Source organism: Rugamonas rivuli (genome assembly GCF_009380165.1).
Taxonomy (GTDB): Bacteria; Pseudomonadota; Gammaproteobacteria; order Burkholderiales; family Burkholderiaceae_D; genus Rugamonas; species Rugamonas rivuli.
On record NZ_WHUF01000005.1, the window covers coordinates 199,248 to 214,137 of the forward strand.

A 14,890-nucleotide genomic window follows, 5' to 3' on the forward strand; every position below is an offset into this window, starting at 1 on the left:
TACAGTGCCCACGTGGCGGAATTGGTAGACGCGCATGGTTCAGGTCCATGTGCCGCAAGGTGTGGGGGTTCGAGTCCCTCCGTGGGCACCAAAAAATTCCGCAAAAAAGCCTCCATCGAGCTGAAAAGCAGATGGGGGCTTTTTTCATTGTGCGCCGCCTTCATCATTTTGCAGACAGCCCTTGACGGCGCCTCCGCCATGCGGCATGATGCTGCCTCTATTGCAGAACACGCAGCAGAAAAGCAGTAACAGTGCCCACGTGGCGGAATTGGTAGACGCGCATGGTTCAGGTCCATGTGCCGCAAGGTGTGGGGGTTCGAGTCCCTCCGTGGGCACCAAAAAATTCCGCAAAAAAGCCTCCATCGAGCTGAAAAGCAGATGGAGGCTTTTTTCATTGCGCCTGCCCCGCACACGGAAGAAATTATTTCATAAAAGCACGAAATCTCTATTGACGACGCCCGGGGCGTCCTTTAAGATTCGGGCCTCTGTTGCAGAACACGCAGCAGAAAAGCAGTAACAGTGCCCACGTGGCGGAATTGGTAGACGCGCATGGTTCAGGTCCATGTGCCGCAAGGTGTGGGGGTTCGAGTCCCTCCGTGGGCACCATAGAATTCCGCAAAAAAGCCTCCATCGAGCTGAAAAGCAGATGGGGGCTTTTTTCATTACAGCGCCGCTTTGACGGCGTCCGCCAGCGAGATGGTCGGACGGCCGATCAGCTTGCCCAGCGTGCCGCTGTTGTCATCCAGCGCGCCCCTGGCTGCGTGCGCATCCGAATCGGCGATCAGCTCGGCCAGCGGCACCGGCAAGCCGATCTCCACCAGCATGTCGCGGTACTCCTGCTGCGGCAGGTTGTGGAACGGAAGCGCCTTGCCCGACTGGCGCGACACTTCCGCCGCCAGCTCGCCCAGCGTGAACGCGCGGTCGCCCGCCAGCTCATACACCTGCTCGACCGGCCCGGCGCTGGTCAGCACCGCCGCCGCCGCATCCGCGTAATCGGCACGGGCCGCCGCCGCGATCCGCCCCTCCCCTGCGCCGCCGGCCAGCGCGCCGTGCGCCAGCGCCCCGCCCAGGCTGCCCGTGTAGTTTTCCACATACCAGCCGTTGCGCAGCAAGGTGTACGGCAGGCCGGAGGCGCGCACAGCCGCCTCGGTGTCGCGATGCTCGGCCGCCAGCGCCAGCGGCGAGGTATCGGCATGCAGCACGCTGGTGTAGGCCAGCAGGCCGGCCTTGGCGCGCACGGCGGCGTCGACCACGTTGCGGTGCTGCGCGCCGCGCTGGCCCAGTTCGTTCGACGAAATCAGCAGCACCTTGCTGGCGCCCTGGAAGGCGGCGTCCAGCGAGGCGGGATCGGCATAGTCGGCGCGGCGCACCTGCACGCCTTGCGCGGCCAGGTCGGCGGCCTTGGCGACGTCGCGCACGGCGGCGACGATCTGTGCGGCGGGAACGGTTTTCAGCAGGCGGGCGATCACCAGGCGGCCCAGTTGGCCGGTTGCACCAGTCACGATAATCATTAGTCTTCCTTTGAGTAAGCTGCCACGGGGAGGTTTCCGCGCGGTCGAGGCTATAATAAGAGCTATACTTACTAATTGTAAGTACGTACAATTTGGTAAGTACCCAAACAACCCGAGGAAGCCCCCATGAACCAAGCCAAATCCAGCCGTTCCCTGCGCAAGGTGCTGATCGAAAACCAGGGCCATCCCGCCCCCCATGTGCTGGCCGCCGAATGCCCGTCGCGCATCGTGCTGGGCCACATCACCAGCCGCTGGGGCGTGCTGGTGCTGGTGGTGCTGCTGGACGGCACCCACCGCTTCAGCCAGCTGCGCCGCGAGATCGGCGGCGTCAGCGAAAAAATGCTGGCGCAGACGCTGGACGCGCTGGCCGGCGACGGCCTGGTGCTGCGCGTGGCGCAACAGGTGGTGCCGCCGCACGTGGAGTACAGCCTGACGCCGCTGGGCCGCCAGGCGGCCGAGCGGCTGGAGGTGCTGGTCGACTGGATCGAAGACAATTTCCCGCTGATCCGCCAGGCCCAGGAAGCTGCCGCACGGCAAGCTGCATAAAGGCTTGACCCGGCCCGTCCATCCTGTGACACTGGCTCCCATCGCCTACTGCGGAGCGGACCACCAGCCATGATGCAGCCGTCACCATCCGATCAGCCAGGCATCGTCCTGCTCGCTACCAACACGACCTACGATCTCGCCACGCTGAGGATCATGCTGGCGCCCCACGGCCTGCAGGTCGAGCAGGTGCGGCGCGGCGACGAAGCCCTGGCGCTGGTGGCCGGCGGCCGTGTCGTCATGGCGCTGCTGGACGTGACGCTGGCCGGCAGCGCCCGGCTGGAGCTGTGCCAGCGCATCCACGCCGGCGGCGCGCGGCCGGTGTTCCTGCTGTCCGGTGCCCCCACCGCCGACGAGCACGAGCGCGCCTTCGAGGCCGGCGCCTGCGCCTACCTGCCGCTGTCCTTCCCCAGCGAAGACGTCGCGGAAAAAATCCTGCTGCAACTGAAGCGGATCGCGCCGGCGCCGGTGTCCGACCTGCCGACCATGGCGACGCTGGAAGTCAATTACCACCACATGCTGTCCGGCTCGCCGGACGCCATCCTGCTGATGCAGCGCGGCAGCAACCGCGTGCTGGACGTCAACCGCCGCACCCGCACCCTGTTCGGCATGACCGAGACCGAGCTGATACAGACCGACCTGCCCGCGCTGTGCCCGCCGCTGCAGCCGGACGGGCGGCCGTCGGCCGCGGTGTTCGCCGCCTACATCGAGCAGGTGATGGCGGGCGATGTCCAGGTGTTCGAGCTGGCGGTGCTGCACAGCTCCGGCCGCCAGGTGGCGTGCGAGCTGCGCATGGTGCCGCTGACCACGCCCGAGCACCGGCTGATGCACGTGCGCATCGTCGACGTCAGCAGCCGCAAGCTGGCCGAGCAACTGCGCGACGGCAAGAACCAGGTGCTGGAAATGATCGCCCGCGGCGCTCCGCTGAACGAGACGCTGGAGCGCCTGACCCTGCTGATCGAATCGCAGGCGCCGCCGGTGCTGTGCACGGTGATGCTGGTGGCGCCGGACGGCGTCACGCTGCTGTCGGCGGCCGGCCCCAGCCTGCCGGCCGAGTACCTGGCGACCATCCACGGCATGTCGGCCGGGCCGGTGGGCGGCTCCTGCGGCACCGCCATCCACCGCCGCGAAACCGTGGTGGTCAGCGACATCCTCAACGATCCGCTGTGGGCGCCCTACCGCGACATCGCGCTGCGCTACGGGCTGCGCGCCTGCTGGGCCATGCCCATCCTGCTCGACCAGGGCACGGTGCTGGGCAGCTTCGCCATGTACTACCGCGAGCCGCGCAGCCCGACCGAGGACGACCGCCGCCTGATCAAGGCCGCCACCCACCTGGCCGGCATCGCCATCGCCAGCACCCGCCGCGAGGCCGAGCTGGTGCGCCATCGCGAACACCTGGAGGAGCTGGTGCACGCCCGCACCGCCGAGCTGCAGCACGCCAAGGAGGAGGCCGAGCACGCCAACGAGGAACTGACCACGGTGCTGGACAACCTCGGCCAGACGCAGGAGGAGCTGGTGCGGCGCGACAAGCTGGCGGCGCTGGGCGCGCTGGTGGCCGGCGTGGCCCACGAATTGAACACGCCGATCGGCAACTGCCTGACCATGGCCGGCAGCATGGCCGAGCGCACCGCCGGGCTCAAGCGCGACATGGAGGGCGGACTGCGGCGCTCGGTGTTGGAAAGCTATCTGCAACAGGCGGCCGACGCCGACCAGGTGGTGCTGCGCAACCTGAACCGCGCCGCCGCGCTGGTGGCCAGCTTCCGCCGCATCGCGGTCGACAGCGCCAGCTCGCCGCGCAGCCGCTTCGTGCTGGGAGACCTGGTGGCGCAGCAGCTGCAGGCCACCCAGGCCGCCGTCCAGCAGCGCGGGCTGGAACTGGTCGAGGAGATCGAGCACTGGATAGAACTCGACAGCTATCCCGGCCCGCTGGCGCAGGCGCTGGACAACCTGATCGACAACTGCATCGTGCACGGTTTCGACGGCCGCGACGGCGGCAGCATCATGATACGGGCCCAGGACGCCGGCAACGGCGAGATCGTCGTCACGGTGGCCGACGACGGCGTCGGCATCCCGGCCGCCAACCTGGCCCGCATCTACGATCCCTTCTTCACCACGCGGCTCGGCGCCGGCGGCTCCGGCCTGGGTTTGTATATCACGCACAACATCGTCACCGGCGTGCTGGGCGGGCGCATCGAGGCCGTCAGCACGCCGGGACTGGGCAGCAGCTTCACCATGCGCCTGCCCCGCGTGGCGCCGCTGTAGGCGGGCTCAACTATTTTCCTGCGCGCAAATATTGCAGCCGTATAATAGGTTGTATCAGACCGGCAATCAGCCGGCCCCTAGCCGAAAGAGACTAGTCCCGTGCGTCCAAAACCCGCCCATCCCGCGCAGTCGGACATGGCCAGCCTGCGTTGCGAATTCAGCGACCCTGCGGCCGAGCAAGCCTTTTTGCGCCACCACCTGGCCACGACGCAGGCGCAGCTGCGGGTGACGTTCGTCTTCTGTTCGCTGTTCTACCTGAGTTTTGCCGTCACCGACGTGATCTGGCTGGGCTACAGCCTGCACACGGCGGTGCTGGCCGGCGCGCGCCTGCTGGTGGCCGCCTCCGCCCTGGGCAGCCTGGTGCTGCTGCGGCGCCGGCCCGCATCCATCGCCGTCACGCGGGTGGTGGCCAGCGTGGTCGAGGTGGCGGGCGCAGCCGGCTTCCTGCTGATCGCGGCGCTGCGGCCGGGCGAGTTTTCGCTGCATGCGATTTCGATGTCCATCGTCGTCATCGTCATCTACATCTACATTCCGAACCGGCTGCTGTACGCGGCGGCCATCGCGGCGCCGGCCACGCTGGGCTTCCTGCTGCTGGCCGACCGGCTGGGCCATCTGCGCAGCGTCGAACTGGCCACCATGGCCGCGCTGCTGGCGCTGACCAATCTGTTCGGCTATGTGGCCGCGCGCCGCTACCAGCTACTGCTGCGCAACGAATACAGCGCGCAGACAGTGCTCAAGAACCTGTCCGTGCGCGACCCGCTGACCGGCTGCTACAACCGCCGCCACCTGCACGAACAGTTGCTGGAGACGGAAATCTCGCGCGCCCAGCGCTACCGGCTGAGCCTGACCGTCATCATGAGCGACCTCGACCACTTCAAGGCGGTCAACGACAACTACGGCCACAACGGCGGCGACGCCGTGCTGCAACGCTTCGCCGCGCTGCTGCAATCGATGACCCGCGACAGCGTCGACAGCGTGGTGCGCTACGGCGGCGAAGAGTTCCTGCTGATCCTGCCGGAGACCGACCTGGCCGGCGGCGCCCTGCTGGCCGAACGCCTGCGGCACGCGCTGGCCGCCACGCCGGTCGAGCACGAAGGCCAGCAGATCGCCGTCACCGCCAGCTTCGGCGTGGCCAGCGTGGACTTCGCCAGCTCCACGCACGCCGCCCATATCAACATGATCGCCTCCGCCGACGATTTGCTGTACGCTGCCAAGAATGGCGGCCGCAACCGCGTCTGCACCCAACAACTGGTTTGAACCATGAACACACTCCAACGATACGCCGCCGTGGCCGCCCTGCTGGCGCTCTGCAGCGCCAGCCTGAACGCCGGGCCGGCGCCGTGGTACAAGTGGCGCAGCAAGATCGACAACGGCATCGCCTGCTCGCAGACGCCGCTGGGACCGGGCTGGGAAAAGGACTCCGGCCCCTATAAAGATAGCCGTTGCGAAAAGTTAGTTCTTGTTAAATAATGGGGCCACAACAACAGGGGGAACCCCGGAGTACGAGCTACATCCCATCATCTTGAGGAGACTGTATGTTTACGAATCCCGAACAATTTGCCAACGCCACCAAAGCACTGTTTGAATTTCAGCTCGAAACCTTCAACACCCTGACCAGCAAAGCCGTACAAGGCGTCGAACAAGTCGTCGCCCTGAACATGGCCACCGCCAAGACCCAACTGGAAGACGGCCTCGCCGCCGGCAAGGAAATCAGCCAGACCACCGATCCCAAGGCCGCCATGTCGCTGGCCGCCGCCAAGGTACAGCCCGGCATGGCCGGCGCCGCCGCGTACAACCAGCAACTGGGCGGCATCATCGCCGAGATCCGTGAAGAATTCACCCGCGCCGCCGACGCCCACATGACCGAAGCCAAGAGCACGCTGAGCGCGCTGATCTACGACGTCACGAAGAATGTGCGTCCCGGTTCGGAGAATGCCGTGGAGATCGTCAAGACCGCGATCGACAACGCCTTCAGCGGCTACGAGCAAGTGACCAAGGCCACCAAGCAGGCGGTGGAAGCGGTCGAAGCGCAGATCGCCAAAGCCAGCGCGCTGGTCGATCAGAACACCGTCAAGCCAGCCAAAGCCGCGAAGAAATAAGCCCGTCAATCCCCCACACCAGCCAGGCCTGCGCGCCTGGCTTTTTTATTGCCTCAATCAAGGGACACGTGGGGTGGTTGCCGTTTTTTGGGGTTTTACTAAAACGCGCTAACCACTACTACCTCATGATAACCATCGATATTTCGTCCGAGTCCGCACTAATCTGGAACTAACTGCTGCTAATCGGTTCTAACGAATATAGGCTCCAAAATTTTAGTATCGGTTAGCGATCGGTACGGCAATTTTAGTAAGCCTTAGCGCGCTGTAGTACGCCTTAGCGGTGGTTAGCAGCGGTTAGTAAAAACCCGATTTTGGGGAACCCCCATGCCTACTCACAGCCTTCAATTCCCGATCCGCGTGCCCGACGATGTGCTGTTAGAGTTGGGCGAATTCACCGGCTTGTTCTGGTCGGATGTTTTCGGCCTGGAGCCCTTCGTCTGTGAGGCCATCCGCAACTACATCAACCCGCCCCCGCCTCCTCCGCAGCAGCCGGTGGCGCTGTCCGAAGCAGGCTACCAATGGAAGGAGTTGTTTCTTCCCGAGGGAACAAGGCTGCGCGCCAGCTTCGACCACCAGCAATATTTCGCCACAGTGGAAGGGGCGGAAATCAAGTACGGCAAGCACGCCATATCACCCTCCTGTTTTGCGAACCTGTATGGCAGCGGCAACCGCAACGCATGGAAAGCCATCTGGCTGCGCCTTCCGGGTAGTGATGCATGGCTGTTGGCCGATGTCTGCCGGGCAGCGCGGAAAGCGGCCATAGCGCGTTTGCTCGCGGGCGAGGCCCCGGAAAATAGCCAGCGCCCTCCTGCGACAATCGAACCGGCAAAAGACCAAGTCACGCAGCCATCCAGGCCACGCAAAGCCACTCCAGCGGCGGCCGTCGGTGAACGCGCCCGCGCTGCTCGGCAGCCCGCAGCACGCCCATCGGGACCGCGCCAACCCAACATCCGCCCACCCAGCGCGCCAGCAGCAAAACCCGGCAACGGCACACAGCCCAAGAACGGCTCTGGACGAGGTGCCCGCCGCCGCAAGCGCCGTGCGGCCAAACACATCTCCGAAAGCTAAGCTACCAGTATTTGCTGGGCGTACGCCATCAAATACGGTACACTGTACATAAACACAGTTATCGTAACAGCTCGCGCCGGCAATGATCAAAGTCCTGGAAAATCCCTTTTACTACCTGGAGAACTTCCAGCAGGTACTGACCTGGATCGGCGACCGCTATGACGACCTGCTGACCGCCGACGAACGCGCCCTGATCACTGCCTTCCCCGCGCTGCCGCAAGCCTCGCGCGCGCTGTTCGTGCGCATGGTGATGCGCAAGGGCACGGTGTTCCGCGCCAGCAAACTGGTGTATGCCGAAATCGGCAGCACCCACGAAGCCGCCCGCCCGCTGGCCGCCCTCGGCCTGATCGAGGAAGACCCCGAGCTCGACCTGGAACAACTGTTCGACCTGCTGCAAAAGCCGGAAATCGGCAAGATCTTCCAGCTGCCCGCGCACCAGCGCCAGCTGCGCAAGGCCGACCAGCTCGAAGCGCTGCGCGCCCAGTACGACAGCCAGCACCGCTTCTCCATCTGGTACGAAGACGCAGGCGACCACTGCTACCGCAACCTGACGCAGGAACTGTGCGACCGCCTGCGCCTCATCTTCTTCGGCAACTACCACCAGGACTGGACCGAGTTCGTGCTGTCCGACCTCGGCATCTACCAGTACGAGAAAGTCGATTTCTCGCCGGCCGCGCGCGGCTTCCGCAGCCGCCGCGACATCGACGACTTCCTCGCCCTGCACCGCTGCCACGAACGCTTCATCGAAGGCGAGCCGGCGGACGAGGTGATCCGCGACCTGCCGCCCTGCCCCGAGGACAACGAATGGCTGCGCAGCCGGCGCGACAAGCTGACCTTCCAGATCGCCCAGCACCTCGAAAAGCAGTCCGACTGGCAAGCCGCGCACGCGCTGTACGCCGGCTGCAACTACCCCGGCGCCCGCGCCCGCGCCGTGCGCGTGCTGGAAAAAGACGAGCAGCCGCGCGCCGCCTTCGAGCTGCTGCAAGCCGCGCTGCAAGCGCCGGAAAGCGAGGCCGAGCGCCAGCAGCTGCTGCGCATGCAACCGCGCCTGGCGCGCAAGCTCGGCCACGCCAAGCCGCAGGCAAACACGCCCGCGCAAGCGCTGCGCATCGACCTCAGCCTGCCGCCGCCGGAGCAGCCCGACTACGTCGAGTTCGTCGTGCGCGACCACCTGACGCGCGACGACGCCCCCGTCTACTACGTCGAGAACGCGCTGATCAATTCGCTGTTCGGCCTGCTGTGCTGGGACGCCGTGTTCAGCCCCATCCCGGGCGCTTTCTTCCACCCTTACCATCGCGGCCCGGCCGACCTGCACAGCGCCGATTTCCAGCGCCGCCGCGCCCAGCAGTTCGACGCCGCGCTGGCCCAGCTCGACAACGGCCAGTATCACGCCACAATACACGCCAACTACGCCGCCAAGGCCGGCATCCAGTCGCCCTTCGTCTACTGGGAAACGCTGGACGCCACGCTGCTCGACCTGGCGCTGGACTGCATCCCGGCGCTGCACCTGAAGCGCGCCTTCGAACGCATCCTGGCCGACATCAAGGCCAACCGCAGCGGCTTCCCCGACCTGATCCAGTTCTGGCCGGCCGAGCGCCGCTACAACATGATCGAAGTGAAAGGCCCCGGCGACCGCCTGCAGGACAACCAGCTGCGCTGGATCGCCTACTGCGCCGCGCACGACATGCCGGTCTCGGTCTGCTATCTGCAATGGGCGGCATGAGCGCGAGCGAGCAGGCGGCCCCGCCCCGCTACACCATCGCCGTGCGCGCGCTGTGCGAGTTCACCGCCAAGACGGGCGACCTCGACCTGCGCTTCACGCCCTCGCCGACGGCGCAGGAAGGCATCGCCGGCCACGCCACCGTGACCGCGCGCCGCGACGACGATTACCAGGCCGAGCTCGCGCTGTCCGGCGACTACGGCCCGCTGCATGTGCGCGGCCGCGCCGACGGCTACGCCCCGCGCGCGCGCCGCCTCGAAGAAATCAAAACCTATCGCGGCGACCTGAAGAAGATGCCGGACAACCAGCGCCAGCTGCACTGGGCGCAGCTCAAGGTCTACGGCCACCTGCTGTGCCACAGCGAGGGGCTGGAGCGCATCAACCTGGCGCTGGTCTACTTCGACATCGGCAGCCAGAAGGAAACCGTACTGCAGGAAGAGCACACGGCCGCCGGCCTGCAAGCCTATTTCGAACTGCAATGCGAGCTGTTCCTGCAATGGGCCCGGCAGGAACTGGCGCACCGCACCGAACGCGACGCGCAGCTGAAGGCGATGCGCTTCCCGCATGCCGACTTCCGTCCCGGCCAGCGCCAGCTGGCCGAAGCGATGTACAAGGCCAGCAATCGCGGCGTGTGCCTGCTGGCGCAAGCGCCCACCGGCATCGGCAAGACCGTCGGCAGCCTGTTCCCCATGCTCAAGGCCAGCGCCGAGCACGGCGTGGACAAGCTGTTCTTCCTGGCCGCGAAAACCTCGGGCCGGCAGATGGCGCTGGACGCGGTCGACGTGATCCGCGCCGGCGCCCCGCTGCTGCCCTTGCGCACGCTGGAGATGGCGTCCAAGAGCACCGCCTGCGTCAACCCGGACAAGGCTTGCCACGGCGATTCCTGTCCGCTGGCGCGCGGCTTCTACGACCGCCTGCCCGCCGCCCGCCAGGCCGCGCTCGACATCATGGCCCCGCCCGCGCCGGGCGGCGCCTTCCTCGCGCTGGACCGCGAAACGCTGCGCGCCATCGCGCTGGCGCACGAAGTCTGCCCCTACTACCTGAGCAGCGAAATGGCGCGCTGGTGCGACATCGTCATCGGCGACTACAACTACTACTTCGACCTCAGCGCCATGCTGCACAGCCTGACGCTGCTGAACGACTGGAAGGTCAACGTGCTGGTGGACGAGGCGCACAACATGGTCTCGCGCGCCCGCAAGATGTATTCGGCCGACATGGAACACGCCGCGCTGCGCCTGCTGCGCAAGCTGGCGCCGGAACCGTTGAAGAAGCCGCTGGACCGCGTGCACCGCCAGTGGAACCAGCTGGAGAAAGACCAGTCCGGCGAGTACCAGTCGTATGCCGCGCTGCCGGAAAAATTCATGGGCGCGCTGCAGACGGCGGCCACCGCCATCGCCGACTACATGGCCGAGCACCCGTCGTATGTCGATCCTGATCTGCAGGCGTTCTATTTCAACGCGCTGCTGTTCACGCGGCTGGCCGAGAGCTTCGGCGACCACGCGCTGTTCGACATCGAGAAATCCGAAGGCGCGCGCGCCAGCCACTCCAACTCCGTGCTCTGCATCCGCAACATCGTGCCCGCGCCCTTCCTCAAGCCGCGCTTCGAAAGCAGCCACAGCACGGCGCTGTTCTCGGCCACGCTCAGCCCGTGGAACTACTTCGGCGACATGCTCGGCATGCCGGACACCACGGCCTGGGTCGATGTCGAATCGCCCTTCGTGGCGGAGCAATTGTCGGTGCAGGTGGCCGCGCACATTTCCACGCGCTACCAGCACCGCCAGCAATCGCTGCGGCCGATCGCCGAGCTGATGGGCGAGCAGTACCGCCGCCAGCCGGGCAACTACCTGGCCTTCTTCAGCAGCTTCGACTACATGGAAAAGGCCGCCAATCAGTTCGCCGAGCGCTACCCGGACGTGCCCGTGTGGCGCCAGTCGCGCCGCATGGACGAGGCGGAACGCGCGCAGTTCCTGGCCCGCTACACGCTCGACAGCGAGGGCATAGGCTTCGCCGTGCTTGGCGGTTCCTTCGGCGAAGGCGTGGACCTGCCGGGCGCGCGCCTGATCGGCGCCTTCGTCGCCACGCTGGGCCTGCCGCAGATCAATCCCGTCAACGAGCAAATCCGCCAGCGCATGGACGCCATCTTCGGCGCCGGCTACGACTACACCTACACCTTCCCCGGCATGCAGAAAGTGGTGCAGGCGGCCGGCCGGGTGATCCGCACGCAATCGGACCGCGGCACCGTCTACCTGATCGACGACCGCTTCGGCCGCCCGGAAATACAACAGCTGATGCCGGCCTGGTGGCGCATCGAGGTGGCCGCAACGGCACGCTCTCCGGCGCAGTGAATCGCCGCCGGAGGAACGATAGCGATATGCAATCAACTGCCGGCGACAGGTCTGATATATTGGCTTGACCGGACTACCGCGCCCCGCATCTGCGCAGCCCCACTGGTGTTGGCCGACTCACCCCGACTCCGTGAGCCTTCAGTTTTCAGGAATGCTACACATGAGACACAGGGAAAACACGCTGCTTTCCAGGGCGATACAGCAGGCCGTCGTCATCGACGCCACCATGGGCGCGACCCTCGCATGGGCCTATCTGAGCGCTTACAACGTTTCCAACGCCACCATCCTGCGCGTGCTGTCCGGCGCCGCCCAGCGGCGCGCGTCCGACCTGCAAGCCGAGCAGCAGAGGGCTACTGAATGACGGCGCGTATCTTCTGGTAGCCGCTGCGGCTGACCGGCACCTTGGCGCCGTCCTTGAGGATGGCGACGTAGCTGTCCCTGGTGGCCTGCTCGATGCGGTCGACGCAGGCGATGTTGACGATCCACGAGCGGTGGATGCGCAGGAACTGCCCGGCGTCGAGTTGCTCCTCCAGCTCCGCCATGCGCTGGTTCTTCAGGTAGGACTTGCCCTCCGAGCGGATCTGCACGTAATCGTCCTGCGCTTCGATGACCTCGATCTTGTCGCTGTTGATCACATGGACCTTGGCGCCGTCGCGTATCAGCACGCGGCCCAGCGGCTTGTTGCGGCCGGCCGCCTCGCGCACCATGTTCTGCACCGCAGTGCCGCCGGCATCGCCGTCGCCCTTGCCCATGTTGGCGCGCGCATGCGCCAGCGCCTGGTCGAAGCGCTGCTGGCTGAAAGGCTTGAGCAGGTAGTCGAGCGCGTGGAATTCGAAGGCCTTGATCGCGTACTGGTCGAAGGCGGTGGCGAAGATGTAGCGGGTCTTGGCACCCGCCAGTTCGGCCACTTCGAAGCCGTCCAGCTTGGGCATCTGTATGTCCAGGAACACCAGGTCCGGCGCCAGTTCGGTGATGGCCTTGACCGCCTCGAAACCGTTGGCGCATTCGGCCACCACTTCCACGTCCGGATGCTCGGCCAGGTATTCGCGCACCACGCCGCGCGCCAGCATCTCATCGTCCACGATAATGATACGCATTGCTCTACTCTCCCTCTTCGCCTGTTTGCGCGGGCATCGCGATGTCCACGCCAAAGCTGTTATCGATACGTCCCCAGTGGATGCTGGCTTCGTGTTTGTAGACGCCGGCCAGGCGCTGGCGCACATTGGTCAGGCCGATGCCGTGGCCGTCGCTGCGCACCGACGCCATGTCCAGATCCACCGGATTGTCGACGCGAATGTGCAGGATCGAACCGTCCCTGCGCGCCGTCACCCGTATCGTGCCGCCCTCCGGCATATTGCAGATGCCGTGCTTGACGGCGTTCTCCACCAGCGGCTGGATGATCATCGGCGGCACCAGGCAGGCGGCGGCCTGCTCATCGACCTGCTCCTCCACCAGCAGCCGCGCGCCGAAGCGCACCTGCTCGATCGCCAGGAAGTGGCGTATCAAACGCAGCTCCTCGTCCAGCGTCACCTTCTTGTGCGCCTCCATGCCCAGGCTCTGGCGGAAGAAGCTGGCCAGTTCCAGCGTCATGCGGCGCGCGGCCTTGGGGTCTTGCGAGGTCAGCGCGCTGATCGAATTGAGGCTGTTGAACAGGAAGTGCGGATCGATCTGCGTGCGCAGCATGCGCAGCTCGGCCTCCTGCGCCATCAGCAGCGATTCCAGTTCGCGCTGCTCGGCGCCTTTGGCGCGGACGAATTCGATCACCAGGTAGTGCACCGCCGCCGCGAAGCCGTACAGCAGGATGCCCAGGCCGACGATCAGCGCCGACAGCTGGGCGTTGAATGCGATGCCGGCCCATGCCACGTCCAGCATCAGGCAGGCGCCGTTCCAGGAGCGGCCCAGCACCAGCCACAGAAAGCCCGACACCACCGCCGCCACCGTCAGCACCAGCGCGGTGGCTGCGGTCCTGCCGCTGCCGAGCGGATAGGCGCGGCACAGGTAATAGGCCGAGTAGCCCGCCGCGTAGGCGTACAGCAGATTCATCGGAATCGCGAACAGCATGGCGTTGGCCAGCGGCGCGTCGCTGGCCAGCGAGATCACGCCGCCCAGCGCGATCCCGAGGAACAACCACACCAGCAGGTAGATGACGGTGCCACGCCGGCTGGAAGAAATCTCCTGCATGCTTAGTTGCGCACTTCCAGGCCGCCCATGATGGCGTAACCGCGCACGATCAGGCGTTTATCCGGCGTGGCTGGCGGCACGGTCTTCTCTTCGAAGCCGCCCATGATCGGCGTGCCTTGCAGGACCACGGTCCAGTCGACCGGCACCTTGATGGTGATCCCGCCGAACATCGAGAACACGTTCAGCACCGCCTCGCCGTTGATCGAACTTTGGCGCAGGTCCAGGTCGCAGCCGCCCATGACGGCGGTGATCTCGCCGCCGCGGAAATCCTGCGTGGTCAGGCGGCGCTTGAAGCCGCCCATGACGGCGGTGATGTCGACCACGGCGTCGCCGCTGGTCTTTTCCAGCGAGTCGCTGCCCGGCTCCAGGAAGGAGCGTCCGGTGGTCGACTTGAACACCACCGACAAGCCGGCGGCGATCAGCAGCAAGGGCCACAGCGAGCGCCAGCTGATAGAAATGAAACCGGTCTCCTTCAACAGGATCATGGCGCCGACCAGCATCAGCGCGCCGCCCACCACCACGCCGGAGGTGGTGCGGGTCTGCACCAGCTTCATGACGCCGAAGAAGATCAGCGCGGTCGGCCACAGGTGCAGCGTGAAGTCCAGGTCCAGCCAGCCGAGATTAGCGAGCAGGAAGGCCATGCCGACGGCCACCACGAACAGGCCGACGACGAACTGCGATGCGGGACTCTTTTGACGGTTGGTACTCATTTTGGCTCCTTGATCGAAGGGAAGGCATTATCCAGCACAGGGCGCAGCAGCATGCCGATCCCGCTCGCCACCACCAGCGCAGGCCAGGTGTCGCCGAAGTCCAGGCCCCAGACATGGTTGAAGGAGACATACCACCAGCCGGCGAAGAAGATCTCCCAGCAGCCGCTGAGGAAGTAGCGCGGCGTGGTCGGCGGGATGATCTTGGTGATGCCGCTGATGACCAGCAGCCATGGCCACCAGCGCCAGAAGTGCATGAGGTTGAAGTCGATGTCGATGATGTCGGCGCGGTCCAGCAGCAGCACGCAGCCGGCGGCGATCAGCGCCATGCCCCAGACCATTTGTTGACGCCAGCGGTAAGCAGTGTGGATACTCATTTCAGTCCCCCGTGTTGGTATGGATGTAACGATACCGGGGAACTGCGGGCCGCGAAACCGCTATTCGGCGAACGGCG

General features: G+C 65.6%; 15 protein-coding genes and 3 tRNA genes. 13 read left to right on the top strand and 5 right to left on the bottom strand.

The features are described from left to right. Positions 1-6: 6 nt before the first annotated feature. The 4 genes from GEV01_RS19570 to GEV01_RS19580 all read left to right on the top strand — a co-directional run bounded on the left by GEV01_RS19570 (position 7) and on the right by GEV01_RS19580 (position 606). A tRNA-Leu gene (locus tag GEV01_RS19570) sits at positions 7-91 on the top strand. Then, positions 82-249, top strand: a complete 168-nt coding sequence (locus GEV01_RS30795; RefSeq protein ID WP_175023147.1) for a hypothetical protein — start codon at positions 82-84, stop codon at positions 247-249. The genes GEV01_RS19570 and GEV01_RS30795 overlap by 10 nt, the downstream gene beginning before the upstream one ends. 4 nt (positions 250-253) lie before the next feature. Further along, positions 254-338: transfer RNA gene (locus tag GEV01_RS19575), tRNA-Leu, on the top strand. Between the two features lie 183 nt (positions 339-521). Continuing rightward, positions 522-606, top strand: a tRNA-Leu gene (locus tag GEV01_RS19580). A gap of 56 nt (positions 607-662) precedes the next feature. On the opposite strand, the gene GEV01_RS19585 is transcribed toward GEV01_RS19580, so the two are convergent. Further along, a complete protein-coding gene (locus GEV01_RS19585) occupies positions 663-1,511 on the bottom strand; it encodes an SDR family oxidoreductase (protein ID WP_152807252.1) in 849 nt (282 codons plus the stop codon). Positions 1,512-1,637: 126 nt separating this feature from the next. Here GEV01_RS19585 and GEV01_RS19590 point away from each other — a divergent pair, with 126 nt between their 5' ends. The 9 genes from GEV01_RS19590 to GEV01_RS19630 all read left to right on the top strand — a co-directional run bounded on the left by GEV01_RS19590 (position 1,638) and on the right by GEV01_RS19630 (position 11,909). Further along, positions 1,638-2,057, top strand: coding sequence for a winged helix-turn-helix transcriptional regulator (locus tag GEV01_RS19590; RefSeq protein ID WP_152807253.1), 420 nt, complete (start codon positions 1,638-1,640; stop codon positions 2,055-2,057). A gap of 69 nt (positions 2,058-2,126) precedes the next feature. Further along, positions 2,127-4,316 (top strand): ATP-binding protein, encoded by a 2,190-nt coding sequence (locus GEV01_RS19595; protein ID WP_152807254.1) that lies wholly within the window; start codon positions 2,127-2,129, stop codon positions 4,314-4,316. 99 nt (positions 4,317-4,415) lie between these two features. Further along, a complete protein-coding gene (locus tag GEV01_RS19600; protein WP_328595561.1) occupies positions 4,416-5,573 on the top strand; it encodes a GGDEF domain-containing protein in 1,158 nt (385 codons plus the stop codon). A gap of 3 nt (positions 5,574-5,576) precedes the next feature. Next, complete coding sequence (locus tag GEV01_RS19605) at positions 5,577-5,786, top strand: hypothetical protein (protein ID WP_152807255.1); 210 nt, start codon at positions 5,577-5,579, stop codon at positions 5,784-5,786. 65 nt (positions 5,787-5,851) lie between these two features. Continuing rightward, positions 5,852-6,415: a phasin family protein gene (locus GEV01_RS19610; RefSeq protein ID WP_008447466.1), complete on the top strand. Its 564-nt coding sequence runs from the start codon at positions 5,852-5,854 to the stop codon at positions 6,413-6,415. 324 nt (positions 6,416-6,739) lie between these two features. Continuing rightward, on the top strand, positions 6,740-7,483 hold the full coding sequence (locus GEV01_RS19615) for a hypothetical protein (protein WP_152807256.1): 744 nt from the start codon (positions 6,740-6,742) through the stop codon (positions 7,481-7,483). Positions 7,484-7,565: 82 nt separating this feature from the next. Then, entirely contained in the window at positions 7,566-9,206 is a 1,641-nt protein-coding gene (locus tag GEV01_RS19620; protein WP_152807257.1) for a VRR-NUC domain-containing protein, read from the top strand. Next, a complete protein-coding gene (locus GEV01_RS19625; protein ID WP_152807258.1) occupies positions 9,194-11,548 on the top strand; it encodes an ATP-dependent DNA helicase in 2,355 nt (784 codons plus the stop codon). The genes GEV01_RS19620 and GEV01_RS19625 overlap by 13 nt, the downstream gene beginning before the upstream one ends. 160 nt (positions 11,549-11,708) lie before the next feature. Beyond that, complete coding sequence (locus GEV01_RS19630; protein WP_152807259.1) at positions 11,709-11,909, top strand: hypothetical protein; 201 nt, start codon at positions 11,709-11,711, stop codon at positions 11,907-11,909. Here GEV01_RS19630 and GEV01_RS19635 read toward each other — a convergent pair. The 4 genes from GEV01_RS19635 to GEV01_RS19650 are packed head-to-tail and all read right to left on the bottom strand — an operon-like array spanning position 11,899 to position 14,813. After that, a complete protein-coding gene (locus GEV01_RS19635; protein ID WP_152807260.1) occupies positions 11,899-12,645 on the bottom strand; it encodes a LytR/AlgR family response regulator transcription factor in 747 nt (248 codons plus the stop codon). The two genes, GEV01_RS19630 and GEV01_RS19635, sit on opposite strands and share 11 nt — an antisense overlap. A gap of 4 nt (positions 12,646-12,649) precedes the next feature. Next, positions 12,650-13,729 carry a sensor histidine kinase gene (locus GEV01_RS19640; protein ID WP_152807261.1) on the bottom strand — a complete coding sequence of 360 codons (1,080 nt, stop codon included), beginning with the start codon at positions 13,727-13,729 and terminating at the stop codon, positions 12,650-12,652. A 2-nt stretch (positions 13,730-13,731) separates the two neighbouring features. Next, a complete protein-coding gene (locus GEV01_RS19645) occupies positions 13,732-14,439 on the bottom strand; it encodes a LiaF transmembrane domain-containing protein (RefSeq protein WP_152807262.1) in 708 nt (235 codons plus the stop codon). Next, positions 14,436-14,813 (bottom strand): LiaF transmembrane domain-containing protein, encoded by a 378-nt coding sequence (locus tag GEV01_RS19650; protein ID WP_152807263.1) that lies wholly within the window; start codon positions 14,811-14,813, stop codon positions 14,436-14,438. Before GEV01_RS19650 ends, GEV01_RS19645 begins: the two co-directional genes overlap by 4 nt. Positions 14,814-14,890 lie beyond the last annotated feature (77 nt).